Source organism: Soonwooa sp. (genome assembly GCF_030151385.1).
GTDB lineage: Bacteria > Bacteroidota > Bacteroidia > Flavobacteriales > Weeksellaceae > Soonwooa.
Map to the genome: position 1 here is coordinate 18,080 of NZ_JASLDS010000025.1, position 20,547 is coordinate 38,626.

At 33.1% G+C, this 20,547-nt stretch carries 18 protein-coding genes; 12 read left to right on the forward strand and 6 right to left on the reverse strand.

Annotation, left to right across the window (positions count from 1 at the left end; all coding sequences use genetic code 11):
• The first annotated feature begins 7 nt into the window (after positions 1-7).
• The 7 genes from Q1V95_RS03555 to Q1V95_RS03585 all read left to right on the forward strand — a co-directional run bounded on the left by Q1V95_RS03555 (position 8) and on the right by Q1V95_RS03585 (position 7,291).
• Positions 8-745 (forward strand): DUF6348 family protein, encoded by a 738-nt coding sequence (locus Q1V95_RS03555; protein WP_300670351.1) that lies wholly within the window; start codon positions 8-10, stop codon positions 743-745.
• A 72-nt stretch (positions 746-817) separates the two neighbouring features.
• On the forward strand, positions 818-2,746 hold the full coding sequence (locus Q1V95_RS03560; protein WP_300670353.1) for a tetratricopeptide repeat protein: 1,929 nt from the start codon (positions 818-820) through the stop codon (positions 2,744-2,746).
• A 14-nt stretch (positions 2,747-2,760) separates the two neighbouring features.
• A complete protein-coding gene (locus Q1V95_RS03565) occupies positions 2,761-3,942 on the forward strand; it encodes a tetratricopeptide repeat protein (RefSeq protein WP_300670355.1) in 1,182 nt (393 codons plus the stop codon).
• Positions 3,943-3,982: 40 nt separating this feature from the next.
• Positions 3,983-4,798, forward strand: coding sequence for a hypothetical protein (locus tag Q1V95_RS03570; protein ID WP_300670357.1), 816 nt, complete (start codon positions 3,983-3,985; stop codon positions 4,796-4,798).
• A 41-nt stretch (positions 4,799-4,839) separates the two neighbouring features.
• Positions 4,840-5,802, forward strand: a complete 963-nt coding sequence (locus Q1V95_RS03575) for a hypothetical protein (RefSeq protein WP_300670358.1) — start codon at positions 4,840-4,842, stop codon at positions 5,800-5,802.
• 3 nt (positions 5,803-5,805) lie between these two features.
• On the forward strand, positions 5,806-6,858 hold the full coding sequence (locus tag Q1V95_RS03580; protein ID WP_300670360.1) for a hypothetical protein: 1,053 nt from the start codon (positions 5,806-5,808) through the stop codon (positions 6,856-6,858).
• Positions 6,859-6,868: 10 nt separating this feature from the next.
• Positions 6,869-7,291 (forward strand): hypothetical protein, encoded by a 423-nt coding sequence (locus Q1V95_RS03585; RefSeq protein WP_300670362.1) that lies wholly within the window; start codon positions 6,869-6,871, stop codon positions 7,289-7,291.
• A gap of 254 nt (positions 7,292-7,545) precedes the next feature.
• Here Q1V95_RS03585 and Q1V95_RS03590 read toward each other — a convergent pair whose 3' ends face one another.
• The 6 genes from Q1V95_RS03590 to Q1V95_RS03615 all read right to left on the reverse strand — a co-directional run bounded on the left by Q1V95_RS03590 (position 7,546) and on the right by Q1V95_RS03615 (position 13,412).
• Positions 7,546-8,724, reverse strand: a complete 1,179-nt coding sequence (locus Q1V95_RS03590; RefSeq protein WP_300670364.1) for an acetyl-CoA C-acyltransferase — start codon at positions 8,722-8,724, stop codon at positions 7,546-7,548.
• An 11-nt stretch (positions 8,725-8,735) separates the two neighbouring features.
• A complete protein-coding gene (locus Q1V95_RS03595) occupies positions 8,736-9,131 on the reverse strand; it encodes a hypothetical protein (protein WP_300670366.1) in 396 nt (131 codons plus the stop codon).
• A gap of 90 nt (positions 9,132-9,221) precedes the next feature.
• Positions 9,222-10,886 carry an alpha/beta fold hydrolase gene (locus Q1V95_RS03600; protein WP_300670368.1) on the reverse strand — a complete coding sequence of 555 codons (1,665 nt, stop codon included), beginning with the start codon at positions 10,884-10,886 and terminating at the stop codon, positions 9,222-9,224.
• Between the two features lie 197 nt (positions 10,887-11,083).
• On the reverse strand, positions 11,084-12,166 hold the full coding sequence (locus Q1V95_RS03605; RefSeq protein WP_300670370.1) for a hypothetical protein: 1,083 nt from the start codon (positions 12,164-12,166) through the stop codon (positions 11,084-11,086).
• Positions 12,167-12,175: 9 nt separating this feature from the next.
• Positions 12,176-12,868 (reverse strand): hypothetical protein, encoded by a 693-nt coding sequence (locus tag Q1V95_RS03610; RefSeq protein WP_300670372.1) that lies wholly within the window; start codon positions 12,866-12,868, stop codon positions 12,176-12,178.
• Positions 12,852-13,412 (reverse strand): RNA polymerase sigma factor, encoded by a 561-nt coding sequence (locus tag Q1V95_RS03615; protein ID WP_300670374.1) that lies wholly within the window; start codon positions 13,410-13,412, stop codon positions 12,852-12,854. Before Q1V95_RS03615 ends, Q1V95_RS03610 begins: the two co-directional genes overlap by 17 nt.
• 352 nt (positions 13,413-13,764) lie before the next feature.
• Between Q1V95_RS03615 and Q1V95_RS03620 the strand changes: the two genes are divergently transcribed.
• The 5 genes from Q1V95_RS03620 to Q1V95_RS03640 all read left to right on the forward strand — a co-directional run bounded on the left by Q1V95_RS03620 (position 13,765) and on the right by Q1V95_RS03640 (position 20,203).
• Entirely contained in the window at positions 13,765-16,986 is a 3,222-nt protein-coding gene (locus tag Q1V95_RS03620; RefSeq protein WP_300670376.1) for a type ISP restriction/modification enzyme, read from the forward strand.
• Positions 16,987-17,112: 126 nt separating this feature from the next.
• Entirely contained in the window at positions 17,113-17,847 is a 735-nt protein-coding gene (locus tag Q1V95_RS03625) for a hypothetical protein (protein ID WP_300670378.1), read from the forward strand.
• A gap of 560 nt (positions 17,848-18,407) precedes the next feature.
• Positions 18,408-19,136 carry a hypothetical protein gene (locus Q1V95_RS03630; protein WP_300670380.1) on the forward strand — a complete coding sequence of 243 codons (729 nt, stop codon included), beginning with the start codon at positions 18,408-18,410 and terminating at the stop codon, positions 19,134-19,136.
• Between the two features lies 1 nt (position 19,137).
• Positions 19,138-19,389: a hypothetical protein gene (locus Q1V95_RS03635; RefSeq protein ID WP_300670382.1), complete on the forward strand. Its 252-nt coding sequence runs from the start codon at positions 19,138-19,140 to the stop codon at positions 19,387-19,389.
• Between the two features lie 247 nt (positions 19,390-19,636).
• Positions 19,637-20,203 carry a hypothetical protein gene (locus Q1V95_RS03640; protein ID WP_300670384.1) on the forward strand — a complete coding sequence of 189 codons (567 nt, stop codon included), beginning with the start codon at positions 19,637-19,639 and terminating at the stop codon, positions 20,201-20,203.
• Positions 20,204-20,547: the final 344 nt, after the last annotated feature.

A 20,547-nucleotide genomic window follows, 5' to 3' on the forward strand; every position in this document is an offset into this window, starting at 1 on the left:
TAAAAATATGGGACTATTTAATTTTTTCAAAAAAGATAAAGGAACGCCGATTGAAAAAGAAAAAACGCAAATTAGCGACAACGAATATCTTACAAATCGGCTTCAACAAAGGATTGCTGAGCTTGGCTATCAAGTTGAAAAACATCCACAATATTCAACTTCACTTGTTATCAATGATGATTTAGAGATTGCAACGGCGATTATAGAAAATCCAGATTATCATCCAAGCATTTTACATCTTTTGGTAATTACGATTCATAAAACCTATTTTCCGGACGGAATTAAAGAAAACATCGTTGGCATTGGCGAAAACCTTGAAACTAAGGTAGAATCTGTTCTTAACAATTATCTTAATACGACTTTTGAACCAATTATTGAAAGCTTTTCGGACACACATGATCCCGATTTGGATTTTTATCATGATAATGTTCTATGGCATCCGAAACTTGGCAGGCTTTTCAAACAAGGAAGTAGTGACCAAGATTTAGAGGAAAATGATCTTTACAACTTAGTAAAAGATAAAGTTACGCCTCAAATGTCATCTGATAAAAAATTTCATTGGCTGAAACTTTACATTTCAAAAAGAGAAGATGGAAGCATTATTGGCGAATGTCTTTTTGATAACGAATTATCTGATAATATTTTTGCAAAACTTGAAGTCTTTGCAGAAACATGGAAAGTTGATGGTACTTTCGCGGGATTCAAACAATTTATAATGTTCAGAAAATGTGACAAATACGATTAGAGCCTGTTTAAATTTTATAGATAAAAAACATTGCAAAAATATTAGTATTTTTAAGTACTCATATGATTATTGATGATTGGTAAACAAACAATATTAGCCGCATTTTTATTAATTACTTGTATGTTTTTTGGACAAAACAAAGAACAAGCAAGCAAGTCGACACAAAGCAAAATAGTTAACAATAGACAACAGTCTTCTGAATATCTTGACTATTATAATGATTTCGTTAACTATGCTTTAGGAAAAGACTGTAAGTACAAAAAACTTTACGAAAAATACGTGCAAGTAGACTCCACAGCAATCATAAAAAAAATTGGTAACAAATCTGAAAACTTTCCCTCACCTTGTTTTCAAAATCTTGGAAATGGAAGTGTAAAATATGGAATGAAGTATAATTATTCCTTTTTGATGCAGTTTTATGAGAAAAAACTTTACTGTGAAAAAGATGGAAAAAAATATGATTCTCAGTTCATGTCATATAAAACAAGTAATTATTTTAATTCGACAAGTACAGAAAAAGCAATTCAGCTATTATTACAACATGACAAAAAAGAACTGACGACAAAAGAACTTGACGCCATTTTTGAAAATGCGAAAAGTGACTTAAAGAATAAAAATTACATCGATTCTAATGGACTATTTATGTTTTTAGGAATGATAGACCAATCTTATCTAGAAGCTTCACTTAACAATATTGGTTTAGCCTTTTACAACCAAGAGCAATATACAGAAGCTCTGCAATATTTTGAAAAAGCAGTTAAGCTTTATCCATCCTCTTACCTTGGTTATCTAAATGCAGGTGCGGCGAAGTCAAAAATACCTGTAGATTTGGGTGATTTCAACCAAAGTTATTTCTATTTTAAACAAGCTTACGAATTAGCGCCCGACAACCCAAATGTTCTTTCGAACTACATTGGAAGTCTTAAAAAATTACATTCGTATGACCCAGCAGTTCAGGACTTAATAGAAAAACTCATACAAAAAGCAGTTACAATTGATGGAAACAATCCCGCATTTCTACTTGAGTCAGCGAAAGTACTTCATCAAAAATTTTTAGATAATTATTTTCTCGAAGACCATTCTCTCGAAGATGATTTTAACAAAGCAATGAAAGCCTATGATAATATCATTGAGAAATTCCCCAATAATCCACAGACTTACTTATTGAAAGCTAAACTTTTGAATTCTTGGAGTCAGAGAAATAAATTTCCAAAAAATCGAATTATTGTAGAATCGGCTTGTGTTAATCTATCAAAATTCAAAGAACTAAACACCGAAAAAAATAACCCAAATGACGAAAGACTTTGCATTAAATATCCTTCAATAGATACTAATTCGATTAATAACTACAACGAAATACTAAAAGGTTGGGAACTTATTTCATTAGCAAAAGGCGACCTCAATTCTGATGGACACGATGATTATGTTGTGGTTGCGCGAGAAATTAATCCGCTCAATATTAGAGAAATTATTAGATACGACACACCAAATAAAGAAAAAGCACTTAGAAATTACAATGCTATCTCCTTGTATGTTTTACTGTTTAACCCAACAATTAATAAGTACGACATAAAATCTGTAAATGATACTTACTTTATGCCACATGAAGGTTACTATGACAAAAATATAGAAGTGAAAATTCTGAATTCTACGTTCAGACTAATTGAAAATGAAAAAATCAATGAGCCAAAAACTACAAAAATATTTAGATTAGAAAATGCTAAGTTTATGTGTATTGGGACAAGTATCACTCTTTATAAAGATAATTTTGGAAATGTTTCAAGTCAAATGGATAAACCTAAACCTGATTTGGAAATGACTTACAAAATCTCATATAACTACAATACTCATGTAATGGAATTCTCCACAATTGATAAACAAGGAAAACGGCAAATAGAAAATCATACAGTTGAATTGGCAAAATACGCTCTTGAAAATGCGAGCGAACACCAATATGAAGTCAATGGAGAAGCTGAAAAAATCATAAAAGAAATCCCTTAATATCCGCACTTCAGATGACTTCACATTCTCTTCCATTAGTATTTTTCATTTGGCTCTTATTTTTGATAAGGCCAATTACGGTTTTCTTTCATGAGATGGGACATGCCATTATTGCAAGGATTTTTACCAAGAAAGACGTCAAAGTATTTATTGGTTCTTACGGAAATACAGACCGAGGTTTTAGTTTTAAAATTGGACCTTACATTTACTATTTTTATAAAAACCCAATCAAATGGGGACGCGGCGTTTGCATTGCAGAAGCAAATGTAATGTCCATCGACAAGGAGATTTTGTTTAGTTTTGGTGGTCCTTTGATGTCTTTGGTTTTTGCTATAATAACTTTCATAATCAATTATTATTCGGATTTTAAAAATCTATTTTTTTTGCTGCTTTTCTATTCTTCCTTAATCGATTTTGTTGCGAATCTCATTCCGTTTAACAGGAAAATTGCTTTGGAAGATGGCAGAACAACGACTAATGACGGAAGTCGGATTTTAGCACTTTTAAAACTTAAAAAACTCCCAGCAGAATTTCCAAAAGCCGTTAATTTTTTGCAAAACAAACAATATGCAGAAGCCGCAAAAATCTTTGAAGAACTGGTTGTAACTTGCAAAAAACAAGATGTTTACAGATTGGCAATTTTTGCTTTGGTTAAAAACAATGAAATAGAAAAAGCCAAAAGCATTTCAAATGAATTTAAAACAAATTTTGATTTTAATTCTGATGATTTTGTAAACCACGGTATATGTTACACCGAAACAGGCGAGTTTGAGGAAGCTTTAAAATTCTATGATGAATCCCTGAAACTGAATCCTAAAAACAAATTTTCTCTCAACAATAAAGCCTACACCTTCTGTCTTCAAGCAAAGTATGATGAGGCAATTCCACTTCTTAATGAAGCCATTGCTTTAGACAAAAATATGTCTTACGCCTACAGCAATCTTGCGTTGGCAAAGGTGAAAACCGGACAGTTAGAAGAAGCTTTTTCTGATGCTCAAAAATCCATCCAAATAATGCCAGAACTAGCCGACCCGTACAAAGCTTTGGGGATTTATTATGTTGAAAAACAAGACTTCGACAAGGCTTTGGAACAATTTCAAAAATCAAAAAGCTTAGAAAATCCTCCTAAAGATATTGATAAACTCATTGAAGATGTGACATTAAGAATCAAAACAAATGAAAATGTTTCACTGTAATGTTTTAAATTCGTAAAATACCCAAAATCGTCTTCCACAAATGAATAAAACTTTAAAAATACTTCTAAAAATAATTGCTGTCATCGCATTGATTATTGCTATTATGATTAGTGGTTTTTGGATATCACTTAAACTACAAAGGGCTAAAATGGAAAAAAAAGCGGAAGAGAAAACCAGAGAATGTGATACTATCAAGGTGATTACGCAGTTTGCTGCTTTTAGATTGAGAGATTTTAATGCTAAAGATGTGGAAAAAGTAAAATTCCAAATCATAAGAAATAACAAAATAATTCGAGATACGATAAGTCGTAATTTCGAGTATATTTCCGCCGACGGACGTGAACGCAAGATGATAATCCCCTATCCATCGTTTCTGCGCGCTGATACCATTGTTGTAACAATCAATGAGAAACTAAAATATTATATTTCGGACTTTCAGTTTTCTGCGCACGAACTGTGGGGAATGATGGGACCTGTGATGATTAGCGATTGCGAATTGGAAAATCAATATACCATTAATGGTGTTCGAGGTCAAGACAATATTCTGCCTTATACTTATATGCTTGGAAAATCAAAAAACGAGCAAGCAAGATTTATAAAAGAATCTGATGAGGATTTCAAGAAAAGTCTTCAAAATCATAAAATCAATTTAGAACAAGCCACAAAAATTTTCGACAATGTAAAAATCGATAAAAGCTACATTGGAAATTTCCTTATAGGAATCCGAGTAGAACCTAAATCGACTTATTACTTATTTCGAGAATACCATGTCAATGATAAGGTATTAAAACCCATTTACATAATTGATGCCGACACAGGCGAACTCAAAAAATACCAAAATTTTCCGTTTAATTAAGAAACTTGTTTAGTTTTAAATTAAATCAAGCATAAAACAAAATGATAAAATATCTTACAATCCCAAGCATTCTACTAGCCGCTTTATTCTCCTCATGTGGAAAAACGACCATTTCTAAAGAGCCAGAAAGCCAAAATATTGAGCAAAAAGTAAATTTAGTTGCAGACAAAAACGATAAAATCTACAAAGGCGATATCGAGCTGACTACACAAAAAGAAATCGATGACTTTGGCAAAAACAATTACAGTTTTTTTGATGGAAATCTAAGCATTGGAAATACGAAGAGCACCGAATATAACGAAGAAATCTTCAACCTTGACGCGTTGAAAAGTATTAAGACAATTAATGGAGACTTGATGATTACAAAGATAAATAGTCTTGAATCCGTCGCTGGTTTATCGAATCTCGAAAAAGTAAATGGAAGTTTCGATATTTCTGGCTGTGGAACCAAGTTAACAAAAATCGAAAATTTCGAAAAATTAACGACCGTAAATGGTGATATTATTTTCGGAAATAACATTGGGAAATACGGTAAAGACGGCATTCGCGAAATCAATACTTTTAATAATCTTAAAAAAGTCAATAACATATACATCACTGGAAATAGTGGATTAAAAGCGCTTAACGCTTTCAATACTTTGGAAGAAGTCAAAACAATTTATATTTCCAACACCGAAATTGAAGTCCTTTCTAATTTTAAAAATCTGAAAACCATCAACGAAAACTTTTCCATAGAATTTTCTGATAAATTAACGAGTATAATTTTCCCGAATTTAGAAGTTGTTAAAGGACATTTCGCACTGAATGAAGATTCTAAAATTAATGGCAATATTCATCTTCCAAAACTTAAAAAATTAAGCAATTTTTACCTCGCTTCTAATGCTAGTTTTGAAAATTATTGTGATCTTGCAAATCATTTAAAACAGAATAAAATTGACACCTTAACCGCAGACTTTAACAAAGTAGATTTTACAAAAGAACAGGTTTTAGAAAAATGTAAATAACAAATGAAAAAACTTTTAATAATAGCAACTTTGCCATATTTGATGGCTTGCCAAAACAAAACAGATTATCCAAAATTAATTGATAAAGCTGCAAATTATTCTGATAGCGATTACTCTAAAGAGCATTTTCAGGACTTTCAAGTTTATGAAGATGTTACAACAAAAAACAGCAAACTTCCTGATGCTCCAAAAACCAACAACGAGATATATCCTTGGGATTTGACTTCCTCCAAAGGACGAATAGAACAGACTTTCTCAGAAATCGAAAAAAGTATTACTGCGGAATCTGGTATTGTTTTACCAACTGAAAAAAGTTCGGATATCATTTCTTTTTCAATGCTAATTTCTAATTATTACTCTCCGAAACAGTTGGAAGAATACAAGAATACGGGTAGTATTACGACAGAAAAATCGATTTTAGACAACTTGAGAGCCAAAGTAAAAAGCTACGAATTAGTCAACGAAAACAACGAAAAAATAAAGTTAAACCAAGAGGTATTAGGAATTAACTTAGGCGGTTTTGAAGAGAAAAACGGGAAATTGCTAGAATGGATTGGCTTTAAAACCTTAGGAATGCAAGGGGAATTTACAAAACTAAAAGGTTTTGTAGAAATCGAGATTAGCCTTCCCACCGAATATGACAAAGTAGAAATCACTTCAAAAAGCATTGGTGAAAAATATAGCATTGGCGACCAAAAAATTCAGATTTTAGAATTTGATGCCAATGTTTTGCACTACTTGCTTCTAGGAGGCGAATCAAGCGATTTCTATTGTAAGATTCCTGGAAACTCGTCTCCAGATGCTTTGTCGCTCTCAGAAAGTATGTATGATAAACTGAGAAAAAATCAAGGTTTGGATTTTGCAGGCTTTGAAAAAAAATACAAAGAATTTGGTTTTGAAAACGTTCAAAATTCTAATGAAAAGAATTCGGTTGTAGTTATTAAAAACGATAATTTTCAATTGGATAAAGTATTTTTCTTCAAAGCTAAAAATTCAGGAATTGTAACCAAAACGATTAAAGTTCCTGTTTCGATTACGGAATTAACTAGACCTTAAAATTCAAATAATGACCACCAAGATTCGATTAAAAATAGCATCCATTGTCATTATCATTAATCTCATTATCGGAAATGCCATTTTATTTTTTGGAGGTAAAATGTCGTTTACCAAAAATGTCAATTATCCTTTGATGTTAGGATTGTCAATTGCTTGCATTCTTATTTATTTCCTATTTTTTAGATTTCTACATTTTGAAAAATACGGAAACCTAAAACTAATTTTAGTATCGATTTTGAGCTGCATTTTGATTATTTTTTTAGGAAATTTCATTGCACTTCTCATCCACGAGCCGACAGACGAAGTCTTATCCAATATTCCAGCGACAATTGTCATGGGCTTTATGGGAAATATTCTCATGTTTCCCATTTCCGTGATACTTGGCGCACTCAACTTTGCAATCATCTCTTCGTTGAAACCGAAGTTGGATTGATTTTCGAACAAAGCACTTTTCATTGTGCGAAACGTCACTTCGAATAGCGCAGCGTATCGAGAAGTTTTTAATGATAAGAGAATTAACTTGTTTTCGATACAGTTTTCTTCGAAAACCACTCAAACAGACGTTAATTCTCTTATCCCAAACTTAGATTTAAAGCCAGGGTTTTAACGAAAAAAAATTGCAGAAAAATTTAAAACAAAAAAATCGGATCCCGAAGAATCCGATTTAACATTATTAAAATAAAATACTTAAATATTTTCGATTACAATTGCTGATGCACCACCGCCTCCATTACAGATTGCAGCTGCACCATATTTTGCACCATTTTGTTTTAATACGTTGATCAAAGTTACGATGATTCTAGAACCAGAACTTCCTAGTGGATGTCCAATTGCTACTGCACCACCATTAACATTAACTTTAGAAGCATCTAATCCTAAAATTTTGTTGTTTGCTAAACCTACAACTGAGAAAGCTTCGTTAAACTCGAAAAAGTCAATATCCGAAATTTCTAAACCCGCCTTTTTAAGAGCGATTGGTAATGCCTTAGATGGCGCTGTTGTAAAGTTTTCTGGCTCATGTGCTGCATCTGCATAAGATACGATTTTAGCCAAAGGCTTAAGACCAAGCTCTTCCATTTTCTCTTTTGATACCAAGATCAAAGCAGAAGCACCATCATTAAGTGTTGACGCATTAGCTGCTGTAACTGTTCCGTTTTCTTTTTTGAAAACTGTTGGAAGTGTTGGTAATCTGTCGAAGTTTACGGCTTTGTATTCCTCATCTTGAGCAAAAGTAATAGGATCTCCTTTTCTTTGAGGAATCTCAACTGGTACAACTTCATTATCAAATTTCCCTGCTTCCCAAGCTGCTGCCGATCTTTTATAAGATTCGATAGCGAAAGCATCTTGCTCTTCTCTCGTGATGTTATAATCTGTTGCACACTTTTCTGCGCAAACGCCCATGTGTACTTTGTTGTAGACATCCGTAAGACCATCTAATATCATTCCGTCAAGCATTTTTACATCACCAAGTTTTGTTGCAACTCTAGCGTTGTAATAATGCGGAACCATCGACATATTCTCCATTCCACCAGCAACAATAACATCCATGTCACCAGCTTTGATAGATTGAGCCGCCATCATAACAGCCTTCATCCCAGAAGCACAAACTTTGTTAATCGTTGTTGAGGGTGTGTGATTTGACAAACCAGCTCCCAAAGCCACTTGACGTGCAGGTGCTTGTCCTTCGCCAGCTTGCAAAACGTTACCCATGTAGATTTCCTGAACCGCGTTAGGATCCATTCCGATTTTATCTAAAGCGCCTTTAACCGCCGTAGCTCCCAATTTAGTTGCTGGTACTGTTGACAAACTTCCCATAAAACTTCCTATTGGTGTACGCACCGCGGAAACGATAAATACTTCTTTCATTATTTTTAATATTAATTATTTAAATTTTGTTTTTTGCTAAATCCTAAGAACATTAATGCTGCACCAACAAATTCGAAAAACCAGCCCCAAGATAATTTTACAATTCCCGCAAAAGCACTTTGCCAAGACTTAAATGGTAAAAAAGCAAAAAAATCGAGTGATTTTAATTTGATAGCAACAATTGTAAAAATGAAGAAAAAGATAAGGCTTCCAGCAACGATTCTCGTCGCTTTTAATTTTTCTCTTTGTATAAAAAGCAAACCTAGAGCCGATAGAATCCAAATAATACTCGATAGATAAGGATCAATCTTCCAATAATTCCAGTTGCCGATAAGCGGAATCCTTAATAATGGGAGAAAACTTCCCACAATAACTAAAATAACGCCTATTAATTGTATATTCTTCATTTTGTAAAATGCTTTGCCAAAATACGAAAAAAAACATACCTAAAAAAGTATGTTTTAATATTAAATGGCTATCGGACTTATATACAGAAGTTATTTGGTTAAAAACTTCAAAATCTCATTATTTAAAATTTTGGATTGCTCGAATGGAACATAATGTCCAGCATTTTTAACAATCAAAAGCTCGGAGTTTGGTAAAGATTTTTGTATCAATTCGGTATGTTCTTTTTTTACAATATCCGTTTCGCCAGCGACAACTAAAGTTGGTACTTTTATCGCATTGACATCTTCAGGTGATAATTTTGGTTGCGTCAACATCAATTTCAAAAGTCTTTTGTCGCCCATATTATCTTCGTTTTCAAAATCGTTTTTAAAATCGTTTAACAGAGATTCATCAACGCCTTTAGGAGAAAGATTTGCACCAATCGTCACCAACTTATCAACCAACTCCGGATGATTTTTAGCAAAGATTAAACCTGTGTTACCTCCATCGCTCCAACCAACTATATTGATTTTAGAAAGATTAAGCTGTTTTACCACCTCAAATAAATCATTTGCAAAGCCTTCGTAAGAATAATCTTGCTTAGAAAGATTCGTACTTCTACCCTGCCCGCGAGTATCGATTGCAATAACTTTATAATGTTTTTCAAAGAATGGAATTTGCTTATAAAAATCCGAAATGCTGCCACCATTCCCATGAAGTAAAACCAAAGCTGGACCTTCACCATAAGTTTCGTAATAGATTTTGGCATCCTTAATATCTAAAAATTGTCCTGATTTGTTACGTCCATAATTGGTGTTCTGAGCTTCACTTTTATACTTCATAATCGCAAGACTCTCTTTTGCTTTCAGATCATCCAAATCCTCAGGCGTTTCAGTAGAAGTTGCAATTTCTTTTTCTTGAGAGGTTTTGTTGTAAGCGACTTCAATATTCGCGATATATTGTCCAGTCGCACGTTCCCAATTTCCCTGACTTTGATAACGGTACCAAAGATTTTGCCCTAAACTTTTCTTTGCCGAAACACCAAACACGAAATCTTCATTCGCCAACTTCTTATAATCGACCAATTGAAGTGTCACAGCAATTTCATTTTCATTTTTAAAAAGAAGACGATAATTGGACAAATCAATACGCTGCCAACCCGTTGTTTGGGTTTGATAAATAATATTTTCCGTTAACAAATTTTGGTGCGGCAAGCCATTTTTGAGACTGTAAATATTTAGTTTTAAAGTCAATTCTTCAAAACGCGAACTTGGCATAATGTAGAAGTTGTAAGCTTTAATCTTGGTGGTGCTGTAGACTTGGAATACACTTCCCTGCTCGGCTGTTGGCGTATTTTGATTAAAAAACTTGGTGAACGTAAACATTGGACGTTTCTTCTCACCAATTAACTTATCGTTTAATTTAATAGATTTAACGACTATTTCGTTAAGATCCGTTTGTTTTTGGTCCAAAATGACATTCGGATTTTTCTTTAAATCTTGAAAGCTAATTTGCTTATCAACAAATCCAGCTACAGAAAAAACGATGGAATCTTTGGCACCGACTTCCTTATCAAATTTCAATTTGTAAAAACCTTCTTTGTCGGAAATACTTGCCGCTTCCGAAGATTTAACACCGATATTAACATAAGTCAAAGCTTTTTTATTTCCATTAAAAACATAACCAGAAATCTCTGTCTGTGCCGACACCATCACCACAGACAGAATAATTCCTAGTACAAGTATGAAAAATCTAATAACAGAATTTAGTATCATTTTAGAATTTTTTATTATTTTTTTTTGATTGTCCGCTTGATCGCCTAAATTCGAAAAACACTGTCATTCCGACGTAGGAGGAATCTCTATTATCAAAGAGATTGACTGCGTCGAACCACTACGTTAGGTTTCTTCATTTCGCTCTACTTCATTCTGAATGACAAATTGTGAGTTAATACGAATAATGGATATTTATTTTAGAAATCAAAATTTATCAATTCAATACCAACTTGGATGGCATTTTTACTTGGCAAAATCGCTTTATCATTAAAAATCGGTGTAAAATCCTTTTTGATAAATAAGTTAAAACTGCCATAACCAAGCGTTAATTTGCCACCAAATAAGAAGCTATTAACACCGTCATCTAGTGTATATTGGTATTTGTCGAACTTGCCGTCTGGATTATAGTATTTAACTTTTGCAATACTTCTCGTGTTGACACCAGCATAAGCGCCAAGTCCAATTTTAAACATTTTTTTGCGACCGTCGATATAAGTTTTGCCTTCGTACTCCGTATATTTCGGATTAAGAACCACCTGAAATTCTACAGGTAAAGTCAAATAAACATTACGAAGCTTGGAACGTTTTAAACTGCCATTTTCAAAATTTTCTAAATACAATTGTTGATTATTCTGAACAAAAACTTGTGGACGTTTTGGCATATAAGTATCAGTACGATAAGCAACGCCGTAACGGAAAAACCACGGACTAGCCTCATTTCCCAACTGCATATCATGTCGAAACTGAATCTCAAAACTGTGAGAATTTCCAAAACGCATTTGCGAATCGTCCTCGAAAGGATTAAAACTTCCTTTGTCTTTCGTCAGATTAAGAAAAGCATAATTAATACTGGTCGAAGTTGTATTGATGTACTTCTTTGGATTATTTTTGTTTTTTGCCGCATTGACGTCAAAACTTACAATACCACTGCTGTTGGTGTAGACATTGTTATTGTTTCTTGAATTAATACCAAACACCGATGCGACAACAGTTGATTTTGTAATGCTGTCCATGCTGTTGCGTTGCGCCTCTATTTGGTCATTAATGATTGTTTCGTACTTTTCCGAAATAGCTGTCTTTTGGGCGATCAACTCTTCTTTGGTGATTTTGCCTTCGTCGTAAGCCGCTTCAACTTTTTTAATTTCGTCACGCATTTTCAGCTTTTGAGAAGCGATCATCTTATCAATATTGCCAGAATAAGTTTTGATCTGACTTTCGAGCGTAGTTTGTGCTGTAGCAAAGCTTGAAAGCAATGCCAGAATTAGGATTTTTGATTTCATATAGTTAGTTTATTTTTTATTAACAGAATCTTTGTCAAATATGGTAAAACCGAGAATTTTTATAGATTTAGGAGACAATCGATCGTCTAAATCTTCGCTAGTTTTTTTATGCTTGAGATCGTTAAGTCCCATTTTTGATTTTTGACTATTTTGTTGATCAGCTCTTGTTTTGTCCAATTCTACTCCGAAAAGTAAATCTTTAGAATTGACATATTTTTGAGGTTTTGCAGGCTGAATGACTGGTGCGTCGGCAATTGCTTTTTCCTCAGGAATTGCAATCGGCGAAATTGAATTATTATCTTGAGAAATAGTAGCTTGATTCTCTACTTTTACTTCTTTGTTCTGAGTCTGAACAATATTTTTAACTTGACTACTTTGAGGTTTTTCGATCGTTTTTTCGACCAATTTTTCGGAATCCTCAGCTTTTAAATTATCTTGAAATTGTGGATTTTCAATTTTATTCTGATTAACAATTTTGGGAGTAATATCCTTAACAGTGGTGTTTGATTCAACAATAAAAATTGACAAGGCTAAAATTAAAACAGCAGCAGCTGACCACCATAACAATCTAAAATTAGGTTTTGTTTTTTGAGGCGCAATTTCTACTTTTTCATCGTCAAGTTTCTGTTCCAATCTATCCCAAAGATTTGGAGACACAAAGCGCTCTTCTTGATGATATTGTGATTTAAGATTTTTCAACATTTTGCTTTTCAATTTTTTGTTTTAAAATAAAATCTGCCAAAAACTTTTTAGCTTTACTGAACTGGCTTTTGCTAGTTCCCTCACTAATGTTAAGGATTTCTGCCACTTCCTTGTGTTTTTTGTCTTCAAAAACAACAAGGTTAAAAATGATTTTGTAACCAGTTGGCATCGCATCCATTAAAGCCTTCAAATCAATTTCTTCTTCATTCTCTAGAATTTCGTCTGAAAAACTTTCAGCCTTATTTTCAATAAAATCAGAATCAACGTATAAAATATTTTGCTTTTTTCTGATAAAAGAAATAGACTCGTTGACAACAATCTTTCGCAACCACGCCGAGAATACATTTGCATTTTGGCAAGTTTCAATTTTTGTAAAAGCTTTGAAAAATGCTTCCATCAACACATCTTCTGCATCGTGCAAATTGCCAATGTAACTAGAAGCCACAAAAAGTAAACGATTCGAAAACATATCGAAAACCGTTTTTTGTGCTTGTCTGTCACCTTTTTGGACAAGATTAAAAATATGTTGAAAATTATCTTTCATAAGCTCTTACCAATTAGACGCAAAAAAAAGAAAAAGGTTGCTTCAAAAAGAATATTTTTTTTCAATTTTTTAAAAAAAACAATCGAAAGAGTATGCGCAAAACGTATAGATAACTTACAATATGCGCATTTTGTATATCTCCAAAAAGGTTGATAAAACGTCAAAAAAATATATTTGCCCGAATGAAATATATGCGTATATTTGAGAGTTAGGCGACACCCTTTCAAAGATTGCGCAATAAATATTCGAGTTTCACAGAAAGTGGAACTTTTTTATTTTTATCAAGAAATTTATCATCTGCTTATAGATTAAAAAAAACTAAATTTGAAGTATAACTCTGAGAACATAAAAAATGACTTTAGAACAATATATTAATAATATAAATCAACGATATAAATTAGGAAACACAACCGAGCATACCTTTCGTGGCGATCTCCAACAATTACTAGAAAGTTTAGTTCCTACAATTAGAGCAACCAACGAACCCAAAAGACAAAGTTGTGGAGCACCAGATTATATCTTAACTAAAAACGATATTCCTGTTGGCTTTATAGAAGCCAAAGACATTGGCGACAAAGACCTAGACGGAACAAAGAAAACAGGAAACAAAGAACAATTCGACCGTTACAAAGCATCGCTTAGCAATTTAATCTTCACAGATTATCTAGATTTTCATTTATATATTGACGGAGTTTTTATAACAAAAATTGCAATAGCAGAACTACAAAACGGCATTATCGTTCCGTTATCTAGTAACTTTGCAACATTTACCAATCTTATAAAGGACTTTTGTTCTCACGTTGGACAAACCATAAAAAGCAGTAAAAAACTAGCAGAAATGATGGCGGGCAAAGCCCGCCTACTTTCTGATGTCATAGAAAAGGCGCTTACAAGTGACGAATACCATCACGAGAACAGCACACTTAAAGACCAAATGACGGCCTTTAAGGAAATCCTTATTCACGATATTACACCAAAAGGTTTTGCCGATGTATATGCTCAAACCATTGCGTATGGTATGTTTGCGGCGAGACTTCACGACCCTACTTTGCCTACGTTCAGCAGACAAGAAGCCGCAGAACTTATCCCGAAGTCCAACCCATTTTTACGCAAGCTTTTTGGCTACATTGCGGGTCCAGATATAGACGACCGTATCAAATGGATTGTAGACAGCTTGGTAGAAATTTTCTTAGCTTGCAATGTTCAAGAAATCTTAAAAAACTACGGGAAAGCAACAAAAATGGAAGACCCTATTATCCATTTTTACGAAACCTTCCTTAGTGAGTACGACCCCAAATTAAGAAAAGCAAGAGGCGTTTGGTACACCCCTGCGCCTGTGGTTAATTTTATTGTGCGTGCGGTAGACGATATTCTAAAAACCGAATTTAATCTACCACAAGGCTTAGCAGATACCAGCAAAACCAAAATCAAAGTAAATCTGCAAGCGACAGACAATCGCTACAAAGACAACATCAAAACAGCAGAACAAGAAGTTCATAAAGTGCAAATCCTTGACCCTGCAACGGGTACAGGAACGTTTTTAGCGGAAGTCATCAAGCATATTCACAAAAAATTTGAGGGGCAACAAGGCATTTGGAGCAATTATGTAGGACAACATTTATTGCCTCGTCTTAATGGCTTCGAGTTGCTAATGGCGAGTTATGCAATGGCACATTTGCAATTGGATTTATTATTGACAGAAACAGGCTACAAGCCAACCACCGACCAACGTTTTAGAGTCTACCTTACCAATAGTTTAGAGGAAAGCCACCCCGATACAGGGACGCTATTTGCCAATTGGCTAAGCTCAGAAGCCAACGAAGCCAACCGTATCAAGCGAGACACGCCCGTAATGTGCATTATTGGAAATCCACCTTATTCAGTGAGTAGCACAAATAAAAATAAGTGGATACAAGATTTAATCTCTGATTACAAAAAAGAATTAAACGAACGTAAAATAAATCTTGATGATGACTATATCAAATTTATTCGATATGGTCAGCATTTCATAGATAAAAACGGTAGTGGTGTTTTAGCATATATTTCAAATAATAGTTTTATAGATGGTATTACACACCGACAAATGAGAAAAAATTTAGTTTCTAGTTTTGATAAAATATATATTATCGACCTACACGGAAACTCTAGTAAAAAAGAAAAGAACCCTGCTGGTGGTGCAGATGAAAATGTTTTTGATATTAAACAAGGAGTATCGATTAACATATTTATAAAAAACAAAAGCAATAAAAAATCAATTCAACACTTTGATTTATTTGGAAAAAGAGAATTTAAATATGATTTTCTAAATTCAAATAACTTAAATTCGATTGATTGGAATTTAATAAAAAATGATAATGAAAATTGCTTTTTTACATCAAAAGATTTATCAACTGATAAAAAATATTTAAAATATATAAGTGTTGTTGATTTAATGCCTCTTTTTAATTCTGGCATTCAAACAAAATGTGATACTATTTCAATTAACGAAAGCATTGACGAGTTAAAAAAAATAGTGACACTTTTTCAAAATGAACCAGTTGAAAAATTGAAAACTCTATTTAAACGAGAAGAAAGTAGTGGCTGGAACTACCAAAATGCTAAAGAGGATTTAATAAAAAATACCTCTCCTGTATATGCATTATATAACTACAGACCTTTTGATTTTAGAAAAATTGTTTATACAGGTTCATCTTCAGGTTTTTTAGGACGCTCGAGAAGCATAGTAATGAAACATTTTATAAATAAAAGCAATATAGGCATCTGTTTAATGAGACAATTTTTTCAAGATGCTCCTTATAGTCATATATATGCAACTAGTAGTTTAATAGATGAGAGAACAATGTATAGCAACAGAGGAGGAACTTATCTCTTTCCCCTTTATCTATACCCCGAAACCAACGGACAAACCTCTTTCGAAGAACAAGCCGAAAGAGTACCCAATCTCAATGCGGAGATTGTCGATAATATCGCAAAAGCATTGGGCTTAGCATTTGTACCCGACCATAAACTCATTCCCGACGAATTCCAAATTCTAGTAGAAACCAAACTTCCGGGAGAACCTTTGGTTCGCCCTTACGATTGGGGCTACCATAATTGTTTTACACCTTTAGATGTATTGGATTATATCTATGCGGTATTACATTCGCCAACCTACCGCCAGAAGTACAAAGAATTTTTAAAAATAGATTTCCCTAGAGTCCCTTATCCAAAAGACCAAGATACCTTTTGGAAATTGGTAACATTGGGAGGACAAATAAGAGAAATCCATTTATTAGAAAGTCCTATCGTAGAAAAATACATAACGCAATATCCCATAGACGGAGACAACGTGGTAGGCAAACCAAAATATGATAATGGTAAAGTATACATCAACGATACCCAATATTTCGATAATGTACCACAAACAGCGTGGGAGTTTTATATCGGTGGTTACCAACCTGCCCAAAAATGGCTAAAAGATAGAAAAGACAGAACCTTAGACTTCGAGGACATTCTACACTATCAGAAAATCATTGTGGCATTATCAGAAACCGCACGATTAATGACCGAGATAGATAAAATAGAAATTGAGTAAAAGAAGTATTACCTCTCTTTCTAAACAGACTAGCCAACCTTACGGTTGGCTAATTTGTTTACTTACTGCTATTTATATTGTTTTATTTATTATATTTAATACATTAATTATTAAAACAAAATACAAATGGCTTCAACATCAGAAACAGGACATGCAAAGAATGTCGCAAACTTCCAAAACCTAATTGCTTTTGTCAAAGCTTATGGCGAAACCTACAACCCATCAAAAGAAGCGTTAAAAATTCCACAACTTGAAAAACTCCTTACTAATGCACAATCTAGTTTAGCAAACGTTGTAGACCAAAATGCAACTTACAACACCAAAGTTAACAATAGACTAAACGCATTCAGTGATTTAAAAGCCTTATCTACTCGTCTTATCAACGCATTACAAACAACCGATGCAAAAGACGAATTGGTGAACGATGCAAAAGGGTTCAACCGAAAATTACAAGGACAAAGAAGCACCCCCGCTACCACTACTCCACAAGACCCTAATGCACCTGCACCCAAAACCATATCAACAAGCCAACAATCTTACACACAACAATTGCAACACTTTGAAGGACTAATAACAGTTTTAAAAACAGAACCTAGCTACACACCCAACGAAGACGATTTAAAAATTACAACGCTAGAAGCCAAACAAACCGATTTAGCAACCAAAAACAACGAAGTAGCCAACGCTTATGTAGAAGTAAGTAATGCAAGAATTGCTAGAAATGCAACACTTTACACCAAACCCGATAGCATCTTCGAAATAGCATCGGAAGTTAAGAAATACATAAAAGCAGTTTACGGAGCAACAAGCCCAGAATTCGCACAAGTAAAAGGCATTGAGTTTAAAAAGCCAAGAGCATAATAAACCCAAAATATAATATTCGCTACCACGAAATAAAATATTCCACCCTCAATTAAATAGGTTTGCTCCGCAAACCTATTTATTGTATCCGCAATCTAAATTATCCTTTGTGCAATTATAAATATCTCTTACGCAGAATAAATTATTCTACGCACAATCATAAATATCTCTTACGCGAAGTAAATTATCATGTACGCAATAATAAATATCTCTTTCACGGAATAAATTATCATATGCGCATTTATATTTATTGCATACGCGGAAACAAATTTAACAACCGCAATTAAAATATTAGCACCCACCATAACAATAGAAAAGGCAGAAAACAAGCAGGGCGATCGCCTAACAGTGGTTTTGCAAAATGCGGGGTTAAAGTCTAAGTTGAACTATTTTATATATTTATCCGCAAATTGGCTTTTCATCTTGATTTTTTTATTAATTTAACAATCTGAAAAAGCCATTTGCTACGTTTCTGAATTCTTGAACTTCCAGTTCTTCGAATTCCCGCACTTCGCAAAGCCTTTTTCCGTTATCGGCAATTTTCACAGAACTCGCGTACAATGAACCAATTTCCAAAAAATGTAATAGAAAATTTAAAAAACTATGTCTATATCTACTCTGATCCTACAACTGAAAAAATATTTTACGTTGGAAAAGGAAAAGGCAACAGAGTCTTTGACCATTTAAAAGACAAAAAGGAATGCGAAAAAGTTGCTTACTTAAATGAACTTCTTGAAAAAGGTCTAAAACCCAAAATTGAAATTTTAATTCACGGAATTGAAGATGATTCTGTTTTAAGAATTGAATCTGCAATTATTGATTTATTGGGAATTAAAAACTTAACAAATAAACAAATTGGTTTTAAAAGTGCAGAATTTGGAAGAATGACTGTAAAACAGATTGTTTCTGCATATTCTAAACAAAAAATTCAAATTGATGAACCATCATTGCTTATCCGTATAAATCAACATTTTAGATACTCAATGACAGAAATGGAACTTTATGATTTTACAAGAGGATACTGGAAAATGAATATAGAAAGAGCAAAAAATGCTAAATATGCTTTTGCTGTATATAATGGTATAATCCAAGAAGTTTACGAAGTAAAAACATGGTTGAAAGCAGGAGAATCAATGAGTGTTCGTGGAAAAATCGAAACCATTGATGATAGAGTAGAATTTATCGGAAACATTGCTTCAGAAACAATTCAAAACAAATACAAATATAAATCTGTTGAAGATTATTTTAAAAAAGGAAATGCAAATCCGATAATGTATATTAATTGTTAAAATGAAAAAAGAAAGCGTTGAATTTTTTCTTTATTACAAAGGTGAAAACGAAAGTCCAATAAAATCTGGAAATTTCCCACTTTATTGGTGGTATGAAAAATGTTTCTATGAAAAAAACAAAAATCCAACCGAAGAAGAGTACAAAGATTTTATCTTTACTTTGATTGACCAAAAAATATCAGAGCATTTTATGTCTTTTGATAAAGCGTTAAAAGACTATTTGAACGTTGAAAAAAATAAAAACTGCCGATAACATTGTATTGGCAAAATGCGGGGTGAAGTAACAAGTTGAACTTTTAGAAATATTTATCCGCCGTTGCTTTTCAATTCCACATAATTTTTATAATTTAGTTCCATTGAAAAAGCATCGGCTACGCTTGGTCGAAATTGAACTTTTCGTTCAATTTAGCCCGCACTTCGCCAATACTTTTTCCGTTATCTGCCATTTTATCAAAAAGCCGTCTAACAAAGAAAAAAACAATAAAAATTTTTAAAAATATATGAAGAAAACAATTTTACTTTCGGGAATTTTATTTATTTCAGCATTTTCAAATGCGCAAACTTCTACTTCACAAAATTCCACAGTAGAAAAAAGTGTAACAGGAGCACAAATTGGACTTTTTGGACTTGACATTTATAACGAAGCAAAACTAGCGGATAAAATTGTATTAAGAAGTGAAGCAAGTTTATTTCCTGCAATTTGGGGCGGGGATATGTATGCAAAAACAGGATTTGCTTTTTATCCTGCATTAACAATCCAACCAAAATATTATTACAATATCGCAAAAAGAGCAGAAAATGGAAAAAACACTAAAAATAATTCCGCAAATTATTTCGGTTTGCAAGTAAGATACATTCCAGATTGGTTCGTAATTTCAAATGATAATAATTTGAGTTTAACAAATCAACTGAATTTTATTCCTACATTTGGAATTAGAAGAAATTTTGCTGAAAATTTTAATTATGAATTTAAAGCAGGATTTGGATATGGAACAACAATCGGATATGACAAAAATGTTTCGGGCGGAGTTCTTGATTTGAGTATCAAAATTGGATATGACTTTTAAAAATAAATAAGAAAAACGGCAGATAACATCGGTTTTGCAAAAGAGCGGGTTTAGTGATAATTTGAAAGTTCAGTAATATTTATCCGCAAAAGCAATTTTCTTTCACAATTTTTTGTAATTTAGTTTCAGAAAATTGCTTTTGCTAATGTTAGTGATTATTGAAAGTTTCGTCTTTCTAAGCCGCTCCTTCGCAAAGCCGTTTCCCGTTAGCAGAAATTTTATGAACAACATTATAATAATTTATTTTACATTTTTTATTTTTATTGTAAAAGCTCAACCTGCTCCAGAAACCAGTATTAGTAATAATACAAATCTTAATGACATTTCTCTTGATTTAATAAAAA